This is a genomic window from Algoriphagus sp., assembly GCF_013373065.1.
Lineage (GTDB): Bacteria > Bacteroidota > Bacteroidia > Cytophagales > Cyclobacteriaceae > Algoriphagus.
Map to the genome: position 1 here is coordinate 43289 of NZ_JABXIN010000003.1, position 16861 is coordinate 60149.

A 16861-nucleotide genomic window follows, 5' to 3' on the forward strand; every position below is an offset into this window, starting at 1 on the left:
CTGTTAGGACTTTTGGGTTTTGTTAAAAAAATTTAACAGAAATCGGGGGATTGAAATCTCTAAATCAGAAGAATTGCCTACCCAATAATCAAGCGTTGACCTGGTTTGATTTGAGTGGAATTGAGATTGTTTAATCGTTTGAGTTGGTCCACTGTCAAACCTTCAAAACGTCTGGATATAATCCACAAAGAATCTCCCGGCTGAACGATGTAAGTTTTTTGTCCATTTGAATTTGTTTGGACTTGGGCGATGGCCCGGTTAGAACTGCTTCCTATCGGTGCATGAATAGTAAGTCGTTGGCCTACCCGAATTAAATTGGAAGACAAGCTGTTCCATTCTTTGAGTTGTGATACAGTGACACGGTGATTTTGAGCGATTTTACCGAGGTTATCTCCGCTTTGAACCCGATAGGTGATGGTATTTCGTTGAATTTCTTTTTCGATAGCAGACTCATCCCGAATAATCAGCTTGTCACTTGCTAAAAGAGTGAGTGGGGGATTACCGAGGGAGTCTGTAATCCAGGCAAGATTTTCATTGATAAAGTCAACCTTTCCTTTTGGGATATTCAAAGCCATGCTTCGGTTTGTTTCCGGAATTTTTCGCCGCTTTACAGAAGGGTTTAATTTTTCCAAATCACTCATGCAGAGATTGGTGAGCTCAGAAAGCTTCTCAAAACTTAAAGCACGATCAAATCTTATTTTTTCCGTAGCGAATCGATAAGTAGGGTCTTCCAAATGAAGGTTGTGTTCATCTAAATGATGTAAGATGTACATCATTGCTTGGAATTGAGGTACATAGCCTCGCGTTTCTCGCGGTAAATAGTTGTAGATTTCCCAGAATTTCTGCTTACCTCCAGATCTTCGAATTGCCTTTCGAACATTGCCCGGTCCGCAATTGTATGCAGCAAGCGCTAATTCCCAATCTCCGAACATGCGGTAAAGCGATTTAAGATACTTTGCAGCAGCTTCCGTCGATTGTTCAGGATCCATGCGGTCATCAATATCCCAGTTCACATTCATTCCATACATTCTACCTGTGGCTGGCATAAATTGCCATAAGCCCATGGCGCCTACTCGTGATCTAATTTGAGGGTCTAGCCCAGATTCAATAATTGCCAGGTATTTGATGTCATCTGGCATTTCGTGCTTTTCAAGTGTGCTTTCAAACAAAGGAAAGAAAAGATCTTTCCTGGCTAGAATCATTTTGGTGTAATCCCGATTTCGAACGGTGAAATATTGTATGAAGGAAAAAATCCGATCGTTTAATTCGAAGGACATTTCGGTGTCCATTTTTTCAACCCTAGCTTTTACTTGGTCATAGGTGAAATCGGGGATGTATTCGTAATGGTAGTTGGGCTGTACTTCATCTTCTGAAAAAAGTTCAGGAGCTACCAGTTGATTTTCTTGAGAAAATGCCTTGATAAAAAACAAACTGCTCGCTGCCAAAACGAATAGAAATTTTCTTCTCAAAGCTGTTTTCATAGGTTTAATTTATTTCGAAATAAGGTTCATCAAATAATTACTAAATGCATAAAGTTCGGCTTCCTTGAAGGAATTGGCCATAATTTGTAGGCCAATAGGCATTCCAGCTTCATCATTTCCATTAGGGAGTGAGATAGCTGGAACCCCGGATACAGAAGCTTGTACAGTGAATAAATCCTCCAAATACATCGCTACAGGATCCTCTTTATGCGCTCCAATCTTAAACGCTGTGGTTGGCGTAGTTGGCATGATAATATAGTCAAAATCATTCAAAAGATTTTCAGTGAAGTCTTTTATCAGTCTTCTGACTTTCTGAGCTTTAGTGAAATACGCATCATAATAACTGGCACTTAACACGAAAGTTCCTAGCAAAATTCGTCGCTTCACTTCCTCGCCAAAACCTTCTGTTCTGGTCTTTTTATACATGGATTCCAAATTATGAGCATTTGGACTTCTGTAACCATATTTTACTCCGTCAAATCTGGAAAGGTTGCTACTTGCCTCTGCAGTAGTTAAAATATAATAGGTAGGAAGAACATAATCCAAAAGCGGAAAATCGACCTCTTCAACCGTATGACCTTCCTTTTTTAAATTTTCAAAAACGGAAAGCGTGTGATCCTTTATTTCTTTTTGAAGGATCGGAGATTCAATGGTTTCTTTGAGATAGGCTACCTTGGCCTTTCTGTCAAAATGTAAAAGTTGGCTGTAAGGGAAAACTGGTTTTCTTGAGGAAGTACTGTCAAATTCATCATGTCCAGCCATGACTTCCATGACTAAAGCATTGTCTTTGACAGTGCGAGAAAAAACGCCAATGGTATCGAAGGAAGATGCGTATGCTATTAATCCCCATCGAGATACTCGGGAGTAGGTGGGTTTGGATCCAATGACTCCGGTAAAAGCTGCTGGTTGTCTCACGGACCCGCCAGTATCAGTACCCAAAGAAACAGTACAAAGGTTAGCTTGGACTGCTACGGCCGAACCACCAGACGATCCTCCGGGTACCCTTGTCTCGTCTTGTGCATTTAAGACTTTTCCGTGGCAGGAGTTCTCATTTGAGCTTCCCATCCCGAATTCATCACAATTGAGTCTTCCAATGATGATAGCATCTTCGTCGATTAGCCGTTGGATAGCAGTAGTTGTGAACTGGGCTTCATAACCTTTGAGAATCTCAGAGGAAGCATTGGATTCATGACCGGCATAGTTTAAAACATCTTTAATTCCGATCACCATCCCGGCTAATTTGCCGGCTTTTCCGGAGACTAATTTTTCATCCACCCAAGCTGCTCTGGCAAGAGCGGATTGCCCATAAACTTCAACGAAGGCGTTGAGATGCGCCTTCGTCTGAATGTTTGAGAGATAATAACGAACGATTGATTGACAATCAATTTCTCTGTTTTCGAGGGATTTTTGAATTTCCTCGAATGAGTTAAATTTTTCCAAAGCTGATAGGCTTTAGGGATTATTTTTTCTTGTCTTTTAGTCCCTCTTCGAGATCATTTTGGATGTCTTTGGTAGCATCTTTAAACTCACGAATGCCTCGGCCTAAGCCTCGGGCTAATTCCGGAATTCTTTTAGCACCAAATAATAGGAGGATGACCAAGATGATCAGGATGATCGAGCCACCGCCCATATTTTGTAGGAAACCCAATGTAGCCATAGTGTAATTAATTTAGGGTAAGTGAGGTCACAAAGATAGCATTGTCGTTGGCAAGGACAAAGCAGTGAAGTGACTCTGCGAATCTTTTTTCCGAATATACGAAATTTTAACCTATCTGGACGAAATCCAGGACGCAGGATCCATTTTTTGAAGACCTTTCCAGGTTTGGAAATGGATTTCTGCTTCCCCGTCAGAATTGGTTGCCACTTTACCAATTACGTCTTTTGCCTTGACAGTTTGGCCTGATTTTACAGAAGTGGAGGATAGCTTGCTATATAAGGTATAATACTCTCCATGCTTGATCAAAACAGTCTCGCCGTAACCCGGCATAGAGGCGACTTTTGCAACTACTCCGTCAAAGACGGTACGTACGGTGGAGTTCGGTTGGGTACGAATATTGATCCCGTCGCTGGGGACCGTAATTCCCCGTAAGGTTGGGTGAGGGTGATCTCCGTAGGTTTGGGTAATAAAACCAGTTTCTACCGGCCAAGGTAATCTACCCCGATTTCCTGCGAAAGAACTGGAAAGAGCAGCCACTTCGGGTGTCATCGGCATACTACTATCTGGACTTTTTGTAGCGGTGCTATTGGCTTTGGCAGCAGCTGCTTCTGCGAGTCGGATTTCTTCTTCAATTGCTTCCCGAATCATCGCTTCCAATTGTTGTTGCTGCTTTTTGGTTGCTGTAATTTGGCTACGGATCGTTCGCTCCTTTTTGGTAAGGGAATTGACAATCACCTGTTGCTCTTTTCGAAGGGCTTCTAGCTTTTTTCGCTCTTCTTGGGCTTCTGCAAGAATAGTCACCTTATCCGCTTTTCGGGCATCCAATTGGACCCGCTCTTCTGCAAGTTGTGCAGTTATCGTCTCGATTTGTTCAGCTTGTTGTTTTCGACTGTCTGCGTATTGCTTGAGGTATTTCAATCGCATATAGAGTTGATTGAAATTGGCTGAGCTAAAAACAAAAGCTACGATGGAAAGATTGCGGTTCAGCTTGGAGGTATTGTAAATCATTCGGCTGTATTCCGCCTTTAGCTCTTTTAAATCCAGTTCTAATTGATTGATCTTCGACTCCGTTTCTCGAATTTCAGTATCCAATACTTTTACCTCGCGGTCCAGGGTATTGACTAATCGGTTTTGTGCCTGAAACTGACGGGTTATTGCATTTAAGGATCCGATAGTTTCCCTTTTAGTGGCTGTGGTTTGTCTAAGAATGACATCAAACTCTCTTAATTTGGCTTGGATTTCAGCTTTTTGACGCTCTAATTCCTCCCGGGTTTTACTGATTTGACCAAAGCCATCAATGCTCCAGAGGATTCCGAGTAATCCGAAAAAAATAAAAGTAAGTAGCCTGTTTGACCGGTCTCTTTTCAAAATCTAAATGGAAAGTTTAGGGATTCTGACTGCATGGTGATTCCAGTCCAATCCAAATGAACAATTGTATTTTGTCTTTCCTTGCCTAATGCGTAAGCAAATTTGTAAAGGGTTTCAGCCGGGAAAGGCTGTCCCTCCACATCTTGAAAACCTGCAAAACTCGCCAATAAGCTTCCTCGATCATCCAAAGAATTACTCACCAATTCAGTGACTTTGGCATTTTGTGTGCCTATTTCGCTGAAGTATCGGACTTGATTTCGTACCTGAGTGAGTTCATAATTGGTCTTCACTTTCAACAAGCGATCACTGTAATCAAAAGGAAAAGGAGGATTGGCCCAAAGGATGTTTTGAAATAAATCCAGTGATAAATCCAGTCCGTAGAAATTCTTGAATTCCTCGAAAGTAAGGTTCACATCCTCATGACCGATTCGGTCTTTAATTTGGATTTTCTCCTGCGTAATTAATCCGCGTACCGCTTCCATTCCCAAGCCTGGAGAAATTGAAAACCAAAGTACAGAATCCTTTTTTGATCGTAGGTTTAAGGTTCCTCTTGTGATTTTTCCAGACTCTTCCTCAATGACTACTTTAGCTTTTGCAGTAAGATATTGGTATTGGGGATAGCTGGGGTTAAAACCTTCCATTCGGCTGTCTGAGCTAAATGGTATGGTTTTTTTGGAACAGCCATTCAATAAAATCAATCCAGAAACCAAGAGGATGTAAACCCAAAATTTATTCATGATATTTCTTATCTCGAATCTTCAAAGGTAATTTTTCAGAGGCTTCGGAGCTTTCAGCGGCTTTTTGCCAATAGCTTAAGGCTTCAGCTTTTTGGCCGACATGATACAAGATGTCTCCAAAATGTTCCAAAAGGGTTCCACTGGGTTCAGATTCAAACTTTAATGCTTTTTCCATATACTCATACGCTTCCTGATACTCTCCCAACTGAAAGAGAACCCAGGCATACGTATCCAAAAAAGTGCCATTCTCTGGAAATTTGCGAACGACTTTTTCAGCCATCTGTTTTGCCTTTTCCAAATCCCGCTTTTCAAGGGAGAGAAAATAGGCGTAGTTATTTAGAACTTGCTCATCATTTGGGTTCAGTTCCAGGGCTTTGTCGAAATAATGGAAAGCAGAATCGATTTCTCCCAAATTGTACAGAGAACTTCCTAAGGACCCATAAGCGACTTGGTTGAGTTGAGTGTTTTGGCCCTGATTAAGATTGAGAGCTTCCTGTAGAGAGAGAACGGCTACACTGTCTTTTTTGAGGGCGGATTTTACGACTCCGTCGTAAAACCAAAACTCAGGTCCTTTAGGAAATTCATCTACACCCAAAATGGTGTATTTTTCCAATCCTTGGAGATCTGCATTTTCCCCGAATGAGTTTAAGATCACTTGTTCTAAAATTCGAGCATTTTTCGGATTGAGATCGAGTGATTTTTTATACCAATTAACACTTTCTTTAATTTGGTTTTCCTTTGCTTCCCGATCCCCCAAGACCTCAAATACCGCTGCATTTTCGGTTTCGGATTGAATCAAGAGCGTGGTAAGGGAGTCTAATAATTTCTCTCGTTCCGGGGTTTTGATTTCTTCAAGGATACCTGCAAAGGCTCTTGCTTTTGATTCAGCTTCTAAATCTGGACTTGAAAATGCCTTGTAAAGAAAAACTTCTGATTCATCCTTTTTTCCTTTGGCTTTCAAAAGGGTATAGGCAGCTAGTTGAAGTTCAGGTTGATTTGGATATTTCGAGATTTCTTTATTTACCAACTCGATCGCTTGGTCGATGCGGTTGTTGTTATAGAGAATTTCAACCAAGCTTAGGACATATCGAGCGTTTCCTGGTTTGTTTTCGATCAATCGCTCACCTTCGCGAATAGCTTCGTCTAATTGATTTTTACGAAGATAAATCCGCTGTTTTTGTTGGGTAATGGGCTCCAGTATTCCAAAGTAAGCTTCCGCCCGATTCAATACTACCAAGGCCTTGTCGAATTCTCCTGCCTGCAAATAAATAGAGGCCAGGTCTAAATTGTATTGCTGGTTACTTTTTCCATCTGCGGTAAGTTGATCCAGTATTTCAGCTGCTTTTAAAGGCTGCTTGAGGTTGGTATAAATTTCCGCAACCAACAAAGCATAATATTTATTACTAGGATCTAGTTCAACAGCTTTCTCGGCATAGGGAAGAGCTTGTTCGGGTTCGTTGATTCGCGCAAACAATTCTCCCATTTTGTAGAGAATAGCAGGCTCGTCAGGTTTAAGTTCCAGCGCTTTTTGCAGGTATGCATAGGCATTTTTGTAGTCGCCTAAGGTTAATTGTTTGGAACCTTCAATGAAGTTTCTGTCTGCTAGGGCTTCTTTTTCCTGCAGTTTTCGTTGCTTTTTAGAAAGTTTGGTTTGTCCATTTGCCTCGGTGATAATTCCAGTTGCTAGAATCAAAAGGCCAAGGAGAATATTTTTGATGCTCACGTTTAGATTCACTCTTATCGGATTGATTTTACAAACATAATGCCTTTTTCCCCGAAAGAAATTCTTATTTCAGAAGAACAGGCAAGGGAAGCAAATCATCCCATTTTTATTGGTTTTTTGAAAAATAGCCTTGGATTTCCTTTCGGTCCAGGATGAAAAACAAAGCTATGAAGGGTATGAGAAAAGCGTTTTTTAGGAAAAACGCTAAAATTTGGTTCTCGATTTTCCAATAAAAGCCAAGATAACTTAGGCCAAAAGCCGCCACTAAATATGTCAGGTCTTTTTTTGTCTGATAGGGTATGGGATAAAATTTTTGACCGAAATAAAAACAAACTATGGACATCACCAGGTAACATGCCAATGTACTCAGTGCTGCTCCCATAAATCCATATTCTGGAACCAAGAAAACGACAACGATAATACTTACAATTGCTCCTATGAGCGTAATCCAAAAGCTATATTGGGTTTTGTCTGTAATCTTAAACCAAATCGAAAGATTGAAATAGACACCCAGTAAGAGATAGCCCATCAATAAAACCGGAACAATGTATAAACCCTCTGCATAGCCCTCACTCCTTAGGAAAAGAGGTCCTAACCAATTTAGATTAACTGATATAGCAATCATTAAAAGACCACAAAATATGATGAAAGCATGCATCACACGAGCGTATAGTTGAGGAGAGTCCTTGTTTTCTGATTCCCGGAAAAAGAAAGGCTCGGCTGCGTATTTGAAAGCTTGGATCACCAAATTCATCAAAATAGCTAGTTTGAAATTTGCGCCGAAGACCCCAGCTGCTGCCCGGGCGTCCAAATCGGAATAAAAGCCTGTTGGAAGTACATATTCGAACAACAACCTTGATACAAGCTCATTCGTGACCCCAGCGAGCCCCATGAAAAGTAAGGGGAGGGAATAGCGCCACATTGGTAGCAGGATATCTTTTTCCAATTTGAAGGAAAAGAAGCCCGCTTTCCACCAAACAAAAGGGATGATAATCCCATTTGCGAGGAGATTAGCTAAAAGAATGTATTCAACCCCCCAATCAGATCGATACCCTAAAAACCCTTCTGGAATACTTCCATTTTGAATCCAGATGGGAAAGGCAATGATCAAAATCAAATTGAAGGCTACATTCAAGGTGATATTGGCCAGCTTAGCAATTGCAAATGTCATAGCCTTGTTTTCCAATCGGAGTTTAGCGAACGGAATGGCCAAAATTGCATCAAAAGTCAATATCAAAGCTACCCAACGAAAGAGGTAGGCTTGGCCGGGGTAATCCATCCAGCTAGCCAATACTGGAGCTAGCAGGAAAATCCCTGATCCGAGAACAAGGCTTGAGCTGACAAGGAGACTTTGGGTATTGTTATAAACACGTTCAGGAGACAGTTTTTTTCCTGTGGCAAAACGAAAAAAACTGGTTTCCATCCCATAGGTAAACACAATGTTTAAAAATCCAATGAGGGCATAAATTCCCGTAAAAGCACCTAAGTCATTTTTGCTTAGGTAGGCAGTGTATACAATAATTAGTAAAAAATTGATGGATCGGCCAAGAATACTGCTAAGTCCATAAATGGCAGTTTGACCGGCTAGTTTTTTGAGGTTGCTCATCGTAGAACCTCTCCTTATTCTCCTTTGAATTCAGGTTTACGCTTCTCAAGGAATGCAGAAGTACCTTCTTTATAGTCACCAGATTTTACGCAACGGGCAAAACTATTGGCTTCTGTTTGGTAACCATTTTCTTCTGATAAATATACTGCGTTGACACAATCCACAATCATCCCAATTGCAAGCGGGGCCTTAGACATGATTTTATGGATGATTTCTTCTGCTTTTGCCATTGCCTCCATTTTGGTCGGCAATACATGATTAACAAGTCCTAATTTTTGTGCTTCTTCTGCACCAATCATATCACCTGTCATCATCAATTCATTGGCCTTTCCCCTGCCTACCAAGATGGTCAAACGCTGTGTGCCCCCATAGCCCGGGATAATTCCTAGATTCACTTCCGGTTGGCCAAATTTTGCATTGGCAGTAGCGATTCGCATGTGACAAGCCATCGCCAACTCACAGCCTCCACCTAGGGTAAATCCATTGGTTACAGCGATAACAGGCTTCTGACAGTTTTCGATTACAGAAAATATTTCTTGACCGTTTTCAGCAAATTTTCGAGCATTTACTTCATTCAATTCTGCTATTTCGCGGATATCTGCGCCAGCGACAAAGGCCTTTTCGCCTGCCCCGGTAATGATTACCGCTTTGATGGATTTACTGTCCATCACCCGGTCAAAAATCTCCTTCAATTCTTCCAGTGTGGCAAAATTTAAGGCATTCATTTTTTCTTCCCGATTGATGGTTAGGTAGAGTACACCTTCTTTTTCTTCAGTCAGAATATTTCGAAAACCGTCCATAGAATTTTTTATGAGTAAGAAACAAATATACGTCTCGGGTATTCATTCCCAAATTCAGACTTTGAAAAATACAATTCCAGACAAGTGATTCAAACAAAATCTAATGATATTCATTAGTTCAATTTACTATTTTTCGGGCCGCGGTCCATTATTTTTTCCTTACTTTTGCACCAGCAAAAATTTAACTAAACCTCAATAATATGTCTTCAAAAAGAAAGATTACCGTAGCTTACGGAGATGGAATCGGCCCTGAAATTATGGAAGCCACCCTTCGAATTCTAGATGCAGCAGGAGCACAGCTAGAATATGATGTAATCGAAATCGGTGAAAAGGTTTATCTCAAGGGGATTTCTTCAGGTATGGAACCTAAGGCTATCGATTCCCTTCGTGAAACCAAAGTCTTTTTGAAGTCACCTATCACCACTCCTCAAGGTGGAGGTTTTAAATCCCTCAACGTTACCACACGAAAATCATTTGGTCTTTATGCAAATGTGAGACCTTGTAAGGCTTTTTCTCCTTTTGTAAAAACCAACTTCCCAAAGACTGATATGGTAATTATCCGGGAAAATGAGGAAGATTTATATGCAGGAATCGAACACAGACAGACACAGGAAGTCTATCAAACTTTGAAATTGATTTCTGAGCCTGGTTCTGAAAAAATCATTCGCTATGCTTTTGAATACGCCAAAAAATATGGCAGAAAGAAAGTGACTTGTATGACCAAGGACAATATTATGAAGTTGGCTGATGGTCTTTTCCATAAGAAATTTGATGAGATCTCTAAAGAATACCCAGAGATTCAAGCAGATCACAAAATCATCGATATCGGAACTGCTTTGATCGCTGACCGCCCTGAAACCTTCGATGTGGTGGTTACCCTAAACTTGTATGGGGATATCATCTCCGATGTAGCTGCTCAGGTGACCGGTTCTGTAGGATTGGGAGGTTCTGCCAATGTAGGTGAAGAAGTTGCCATGTTTGAAGCAATTCACGGTTCCGCACCGGATATTGCTGGAATGGGAATTGCCAATCCATCTGGGTTGTTGAATGGAGCGATTATGATGTTGGTTCACATTGGACAGCCGGAAATTGCTGAGAAAGTTTCCAATGCATGGATGAAAACATTGGAAGATGGAATCCATACAGGAGATATTTATCAGGAAGGCCTTTCTGCGAAGAAAGTTAGCACCAAGGAGTTTGCTGATGCAGTCATTGAGCGATTAGGTCAGAAGCCAGAGAAAATGACGCCTGCAGTATTTGGAGAAGATGCAACAGAGCCAATGAATATTAAGCTTTCACCAAAAACCAAACAAAAGAAAGAGTTGGTTGGTGTGGATGTATTTATTGATTGGGATGAGGATGGAAGAGATCCAAATATCATTGGAGAGCGACTTAGAAAAGCCAATGCAGATGGATTACAATTGCACTTAATTACCAACCGCGGAGTAAAAGTATTTCCAGAAGGACTAAAAGAAACTTTCTGTACTGACCACTGGAGATGCCGGTTCAAGACTGCCGATCAAAAAGTTATCACACATGATCATGTATTGGATCTTTTGAAGCAAATCCAAGAGTTAGGCTTTGATTTCATCAAAACCGAGCATTTGTACATCTTCGATGGTCAGAGAGGATATTCCCTTGCGCAAGGAGAATAAGCATTTAATTAGTAGTTATAAAAGGGGAAAGGAGACTTTCCCTTTTTTTATTGGGAATAATGAGGGCGGAAACCAAATCTTCCATGCCAAGAAGGACATGTCCTTTAAATCTTTCATTCTCTAGTTTGTACTTTCTCCATTCTACCTAGTACTTTGTACAAGAATGAAAAAACGGGTTTTAATTATTACCTATTATTGGCCCCCGAGTGGAGGTTCAGGCGTGCAACGTTGGCTAAAGTTTGCCAAATACTTGCCTGAGTTCGGTTGGGAACCCGTGATTTTTACTCCCGAAAATCCTGATTTTGATATTCAAGATCCATCCTTGGAAAAGGAGATCAGTTCTGACTTGGAAGTAATCAAATTTCCGATTTGGGAGCCCTATGCTGTTTTGGGGAAATTGAGAGGCAAAAAGAAAATCCATCCTGCCCGAATTTTGGAACAAAAGGAAATGAGTCTTTTGGAAAAGGCAGCTGTTTGGATTCGTGCTAATTTTTTGGTTCCCGATCCCCGTGTTTTTTGGGTGAAACCTGCGGTGAAGTTTCTGCAGGATCTGACCAAATCGGGGCAGTTCGAGGCAATCATTACAACCGGTCCACCTCATTCAATGCATTTGATTGGGAAGGCATTAAAGGAAAAAACTGGCATCTATTGGATAGCTGATTTTCGGGATCCTTGGTCAGAGTGGGAGTTTTTGGACACCTTACCTATGATGGCTTCAATCCGAAAAAAGCACAAGAAATTGGAGCAGGAGGTTTTGAAAAAAGCGGATCGGGTGATTACAATTTCTCCTACCTTTCAAAAGGAATTGGCAACTATTGGAAATCGTACCATTGACTTAATTACTAATGGTTTTGATCCCGATGATATTCCTGAAGGATTTAAAGCAAAGAAAACTTCTGTTCAGGAATTCCACATCCTCTACACAGGTGTGATTGATGCTATTCGCAATCCCATTCCATTTTTAAATGCGCTTAAGGCTGAGTTTGAAAAATCACAAAAAGCCATTCAAATGACTTTTTTGGGAAAGGTCAGTGAGCAAGTTTTGAATTTTGTTGCACAGGATACTTGGCTTTCCAAGGTGGTGAAATTTCCGGGTTATGTTACCCATCAAGAGGTATTTGATTATTATGCTAAAGCAGATCTTTTGCTCTTGATTTTGACCGATACCAAAAATGCAAAAGGAAATATTCCAGGTAAATTATTCGAATACCTGTCAACAGGCATTCCTGTGTTGGCCTTAGGCGATCCTAATGGAGATTCCGCTCAAATCTTAAAGGAAAGTGATGGTGGTCAGATGGTCTCCCATAGTGATGGGAATCAAATTCGCACTCTATTGCAGAAATGGACTCATGAGCAACCAACTATTCGGTCCGCTGCTCAAGTTTCTCAATTTTCAAGAAAAGTGATTTGTGAAAAACTAGCAAAGATTCTCGATGAACATCCCCTTTCTTGACCTTAGTCGAATAGATTCCGGACTTCAGGAACGACTTCAGCAAACATTCACCCAAGTCCTGAAGCGTGGTGTTTTTTCCGGTGGAGAAGAGGTTGCTCAATTGGAACAAAGGATCCATCAAAGACTGAAATCTAAATTTGCGATTGCCTGTGCCAATGGAACTGATGCTTTGGAACTGGCGATTCGGGCTTTGGAAATTGGTGAAGGGGATGAGGTGATCGTGCCTGCCCTGACTTGGGTAAGTACTGCCGAGGTGGTGAAATTGGTTGGTGCAAAACCCGTTTTTTGGGATACAGACGAAGAAGGTTTGTTGCGCCTGGATTGGGAAAAAGCAGTCACTTCAAAAACCAAAGCGGTAATTCCTGTACATCTTTATGGGAAAATGGTAAAAATGGCTTCCGTAGTCGATACAGCAGGTCGCCATGGGATTTCAGTAATTGAAGATGCTGCACAGGCTTTTGGAGCTGTTCTGGATGGAAAAGCGGCTGGAACTTGGGGTGATCTTGGATGCCTGAGCTTTTATCCTACCAAAAATCTCGGAGCCTTAGGTGAAGCGGGGATGTGTTTGACCCAAGACCGAAATCTCGGGGAGAAAATTCGATTTCTATCCAATCATGGGCAATCCAAGCGGGATGAACATATTATGGTCGGAAGGAATAGCCGAATTGATACGCTTCAAGCGGCTTTTTTGAATGTTTTGCTAGAAAATTTTGAATCATATCAGCAGAAACGAAAGTCCTTGGTTAAGATTTATTTGGAAGAATTATCGGAATTGGAAGGACTTCAATTGCCTCATGATGTTTTGGAACCCAATCATAATGCTCATCTATTTGTGGTGAAAAGTTCTAGAAGGAATGAGCTTAAGGAGTTTTTAGCTGAAAAGGGAATAGGGACTGCGATCCATTATCCTCAAATTATTCCGGATATGAAACCCTATCGGGTCGAGGGGGATTTTACAAATGCTCAAATTTTCGCTAAAGAAGGACTTTCCTTGCCATTGAATCCTTGGCTTAAAGAAGAAGATTTGTGGGAGATCATAAAAGCTGTCCGCGATTTTTTCGGTAGGAAATAGACTTAATTTCTTCTAATCGGAATCCATATTCCTTCATCCAAACCCATTTCATTTCCTACAGAATTCTATTCGAGGAAAGTTTTTCTCATTGTTCCAAAATTTGGATCCAATTACTGGCAAGAAATTTATCGAGATGCTTTTGGACTTTCTTTCTTCTATCTTTTTGTTCTTGCTTCAATTCCTTGAATGATTTTTTGAACGATCTGGAGACTTCGTCTTTTGGAGACTTGTTAAGGAAATTCTTAATGGATTTGAGCAGATCCCTGTAATCATGCCATTTTCCAAGTTGGTGACTCAAAGCCTTTACAGAGTTTTCTAGAATTTCAAACTTTTTATTGGAATTTAGCTTTGAAAGGACAACCAAAATTTCCTGAATGGCTTTTAAATAAATTCGGATTTGGTGTAATTCTTGGCTTTTTCCTCCCTTCTGATTGATTTTTTGGATTTTTTTATGCTTCCGAATGATGGAGGAAGTTGCCTTTTCGGTAACAATTTCATCTGGGATACTTTCGAATTTTTCTATCCAATGGGTGTTGAGCTTTTTGAATTTTTTAATGTCAAAATCTAAGATGATGTCGCTAAATTTTAGTTGATTTCTTTTTTCACTTTCTTTTAGCTTTTCGGAAAAAGAGAACCAACAATCATCATTGAGTCGTTCGATGTTTTTTAAATGGACCTGATCTTCTCGGAATGCACCTGCAGTTTTAAAGAGTCTTGAAATCAATGAAAAATGAGCGGTTTTCTTCCAGCTATTATGGCTAAGTTCCTCGCTTAATTCCCAAATTGCCCGGAGTTTTTTAATACTTACCCGCATCTGGTGAACCGTCTCAGTGGATGGAAACTCCTTTGCCTGATTGAAATAGCTAAGAAAGGCTTCTACTTGGCCTTCATAATGCTTTATAAATTTGCTTTTCTCCATTCATTTTTTTCCCTCCCAAAATAAACCTTAATCCATCTTTGCTTCACAACCTAGAATTTTCCTTTGCCCATCTTCTGAGAGGAGGTTCCAGATGCCTTATTTACCAGCGATAGCCGCCGCCATACATTCCGACATTTACTGAAGGAGTGACACGCATGCCATAAGGGCCACCGCTGAAGTTTAGCCCAACTCCACCTGTTACATGCATATTGGAGCAGGCAGGTAAAAACATGGAAATACCGATAATTATTAAAAACGTGATGAGTTTCTTTTTCATGATGGTTGAATTAAGGATTATAAACTTGTAGGGCTAGGGGAGCACCGGTTGGATCTAGAATAATGGCCACAGAACCGTTTCGAATGTTAGCATTTGGTTCCAGTACCACAATAGCACCGTTTGCTTTAGCTTTTGCCAAACTTTGTTGCACATCCGAAACCCGAATATAAGGAAGCCAATGGGAGCGGACATTCTCGGCAGGATTAGCAAGCATTCCAGCACAATTCATATCACCCATTTTAAAAACCGTGTAATCAATGGTCCCTTCTTTCCGCATCTCGGTTTCATAGCCTGTGATTTCGGTATAAAAATTATGGGAAGCCTGCGTATCATTAGACCAAAGCTCCATTCCCAAAAAGGAATTATGCTGAGCAATCTTTGGTTCGGGGTCACCTTTCGCCAATTTGATTAGAGAAAAATTTGCTCCCTGTGGATCCTGGATAAAGGCGACTGTTCCTTGATTTTCTACTGCTACAGGTTTGTTTAAAATTTTTGCGCCCAAGGATTTGGCCTCAGAGGCGGAAGCATCTACATCTGCTGTTGAGATTGAGCCGATCCATTCTCCGGAATTGTTGTCGCTGTTGTATCGAGCCATCAGCCCGACCGGAGTATCTCCGTTCTTGAATACCCAAATTTCCCGATTCTTGTCTCCATAGGGGATAGTGGTCCAACCGAAAACCTCCTCATAGAAATTCTTAGAAACTTCAGGGTTAGGAGATGCCAGATTGTACCAAACTACTCTACCGTGATGATAGCCTGGTGTAGAAATTTCCGTTAAAACAGGAGGTGCTGCACTGGGACTACAAGCAAAGAATAGGTAACCAATGCCTAGAAAGATTAAAAGTTTTTTCATGGTTAAAGAGTTAATAATTTAAAATTTAAAAAAACTAGCTCAAAATTCAATGAACTAGAGTGATTCTAGAATATTTTGACCAAAGGTTTAATTTAAAAGCCTGCATTTTTATATTTTTCCATTATGAGTTTCCAGCAAGATCCCATTTTCATTGCAGCAGTTCTTTGCCTATCTGTGTTTTTTGCCATTTGGCTCACACGGTTTCCTTGGGGGAGGACTGTAGGAACGCCTATTTTGGTGATAGTGATTTGTGCTGTTTTTGCCAATATGGGTTTGATTCCTTCTGCAATGGAGGGAAGCCCGATTTACGATGGGGTTTTTCAATATGTCGCGCCTTTGGGAATTTTCATTGCCTTGCTTGAAGTAGATTTGAAGAGTTTGAAAAACGCAGGGATCCCCCTTTTGCTCATGTTTGCTATTGGTACAGTAGGTACTGTGGTAGGTGTAATGGTTTCTTGGTTTTTGGTTCAACCCGAAGCTGCAATAGGTGACTTGGCAGGTGCAGTAGCAGGGATGTATACAGGAACTTACATTGGGGGAAGTATCAATTTCAATGCAGTGGCATTAAGTTATGGAGTGAATGAACAGGGTCCTTTATTCGCAGCCACAACAGTAGTGGATAATTTGATTGGTACTCCTTGGATTATCGCGACCTTGATCCTTCCCAAGTATTTGCAAAAGCTTTTTCCTCGGAAAAAATTAAAATCTGCAAAATCAGGGGAAAAAATACCTCAGATTGAAGTGGTTTCCATGTCTTCTTTAGCCTCGATTCTGGCCTTGGGTTTTATGGCTATGATTATCAGTAAGACCATTCAATCTTATTTTCCAGCTATTCCAGAAATCATCACGTTGACGACAATAGCCTTGATTTTAGCCCAATTCCCATCTGTCCAACAATTGCAGGGAAAGCATACCTTAGGGTTCTTTATGATTATCCTTTTCCTGGCAGTGATTGGGACCCTATGCGATGTTGGGGCCTTATCAGGGGTTGGAGATTTGGCAGGAACGCTCGTCCTTTTTGTGGGGTTGCTGGTTTTGATTCACGGCTTGTTCGTCTTTGGAATCGGTTCCCTTTTGAAGATGGATTGGGATGTGATTGCAGTGGCTTCCCAAGCTAATGTCGGTGGGAATACCACCGCTATCGCTGCTGCTGAAAGCCTCAATCGACCTGATTTATTAATTCCTGGAGTGTTGGTGGGTAGTTTAGGAAATGCCTTGGGGACTTACATAGGATTTTTGGTTGCCGGAGGGTTGAGTTAG

General features: G+C 40.9%; 15 protein-coding genes. 4 read left to right on the top strand and 11 right to left on the bottom strand.

The window, feature by feature from the left end:
- Nucleotides 1–77: 77 nt before the first annotated feature.
- From HWE15_RS02605 to HWE15_RS02640, 8 genes are all read right to left on the bottom strand, one after another.
- Nucleotides 78–1481, bottom strand: a complete 1404-nt coding sequence (locus HWE15_RS02605) for a lytic transglycosylase domain-containing protein (protein ID WP_290505938.1) — start codon at nucleotides 1479–1481, stop codon at nucleotides 78–80.
- Between the two features lie 9 nt (nucleotides 1482–1490).
- Nucleotides 1491–2921 carry an Asp-tRNA(Asn)/Glu-tRNA(Gln) amidotransferase subunit GatA gene (gene gatA / locus HWE15_RS02610; protein WP_290505939.1) on the bottom strand — a complete coding sequence of 477 codons (1431 nt, stop codon included), beginning with the start codon at nucleotides 2919–2921 and terminating at the stop codon, nucleotides 1491–1493.
- Between the two features lie 19 nt (nucleotides 2922–2940).
- Nucleotides 2941–3138 (bottom strand): twin-arginine translocase TatA/TatE family subunit, encoded by a 198-nt coding sequence (gene tatA, locus HWE15_RS02615; RefSeq protein WP_135073659.1) that lies wholly within the window; start codon nucleotides 3136–3138, stop codon nucleotides 2941–2943.
- A 111-nt stretch (nucleotides 3139–3249) separates the two neighbouring features.
- A complete protein-coding gene (locus HWE15_RS02620) occupies nucleotides 3250–4506 on the bottom strand; it encodes a peptidoglycan DD-metalloendopeptidase family protein (protein ID WP_290505940.1) in 1257 nt (418 codons plus the stop codon).
- Complete coding sequence (locus HWE15_RS02625; RefSeq protein WP_290505941.1) at nucleotides 4503–5243, bottom strand: DUF4292 domain-containing protein; 741 nt, start codon at nucleotides 5241–5243, stop codon at nucleotides 4503–4505. Before HWE15_RS02625 ends, HWE15_RS02620 begins: the two co-directional genes overlap by 4 nt.
- Entirely contained in the window at nucleotides 5236–6966 is a 1731-nt protein-coding gene (locus HWE15_RS02630) for a tetratricopeptide repeat protein (protein WP_290505942.1), read from the bottom strand. Before HWE15_RS02630 ends, HWE15_RS02625 begins: the two co-directional genes overlap by 8 nt.
- A gap of 106 nt (nucleotides 6967–7072) precedes the next feature.
- Complete coding sequence (locus tag HWE15_RS02635) at nucleotides 7073–8572, bottom strand: lipopolysaccharide biosynthesis protein (protein ID WP_290505943.1); 1500 nt, start codon at nucleotides 8570–8572, stop codon at nucleotides 7073–7075.
- Nucleotides 8573–8586: 14 nt separating this feature from the next.
- The gene (locus tag HWE15_RS02640) at nucleotides 8587–9372 is read right to left on the bottom strand and encodes an enoyl-CoA hydratase-related protein (RefSeq protein WP_290505944.1); all 786 of its coding nucleotides are present in this window, start codon (nucleotides 9370–9372) and stop codon (nucleotides 8587–8589) included.
- A gap of 200 nt (nucleotides 9373–9572) precedes the next feature.
- Here HWE15_RS02640 and HWE15_RS02645 point away from each other — a divergent pair, with 200 nt between their 5' ends.
- The 3 genes from HWE15_RS02645 to HWE15_RS02655 all read left to right on the top strand — a co-directional run bounded on the left by HWE15_RS02645 (nucleotide 9573) and on the right by HWE15_RS02655 (nucleotide 13552).
- Nucleotides 9573–11027, top strand: coding sequence for an NADP-dependent isocitrate dehydrogenase (locus HWE15_RS02645; RefSeq protein ID WP_290505945.1), 1455 nt, complete (start codon nucleotides 9573–9575; stop codon nucleotides 11025–11027).
- Nucleotides 11028–11190: 163 nt separating this feature from the next.
- Entirely contained in the window at nucleotides 11191–12480 is a 1290-nt protein-coding gene (locus tag HWE15_RS02650; protein WP_290505946.1) for a glycosyltransferase family 4 protein, read from the top strand.
- Nucleotides 12461–13552, top strand: a complete 1092-nt coding sequence (locus HWE15_RS02655) for a DegT/DnrJ/EryC1/StrS aminotransferase family protein (protein WP_290505947.1) — start codon at nucleotides 12461–12463, stop codon at nucleotides 13550–13552. The genes HWE15_RS02650 and HWE15_RS02655 overlap by 20 nt, the downstream gene beginning before the upstream one ends.
- A gap of 85 nt (nucleotides 13553–13637) precedes the next feature.
- On the opposite strand, the gene HWE15_RS02660 is transcribed toward HWE15_RS02655, so the two are convergent.
- The 3 genes from HWE15_RS02660 to HWE15_RS02670 form a co-directional block, all read right to left on the bottom strand.
- On the bottom strand, nucleotides 13638–14471 hold the full coding sequence (locus HWE15_RS02660; protein ID WP_290505948.1) for a CHAD domain-containing protein: 834 nt from the start codon (nucleotides 14469–14471) through the stop codon (nucleotides 13638–13640).
- A gap of 100 nt (nucleotides 14472–14571) precedes the next feature.
- Nucleotides 14572–14703, bottom strand: coding sequence for a hypothetical protein (locus HWE15_RS02665; protein ID WP_290505949.1), 132 nt, complete (start codon nucleotides 14701–14703; stop codon nucleotides 14572–14574).
- Nucleotides 14704–14758: 55 nt separating this feature from the next.
- Complete coding sequence (locus tag HWE15_RS02670; protein WP_290505950.1) at nucleotides 14759–15601, bottom strand: VOC family protein; 843 nt, start codon at nucleotides 15599–15601, stop codon at nucleotides 14759–14761.
- Between the two features lie 123 nt (nucleotides 15602–15724).
- Between HWE15_RS02670 and HWE15_RS02675 the strand changes: the two genes are divergently transcribed.
- The gene (locus HWE15_RS02675) at nucleotides 15725–16861 is read left to right on the top strand and encodes a DUF819 family protein (protein ID WP_290505951.1); all 1137 of its coding nucleotides are present in this window, start codon (nucleotides 15725–15727) and stop codon (nucleotides 16859–16861) included.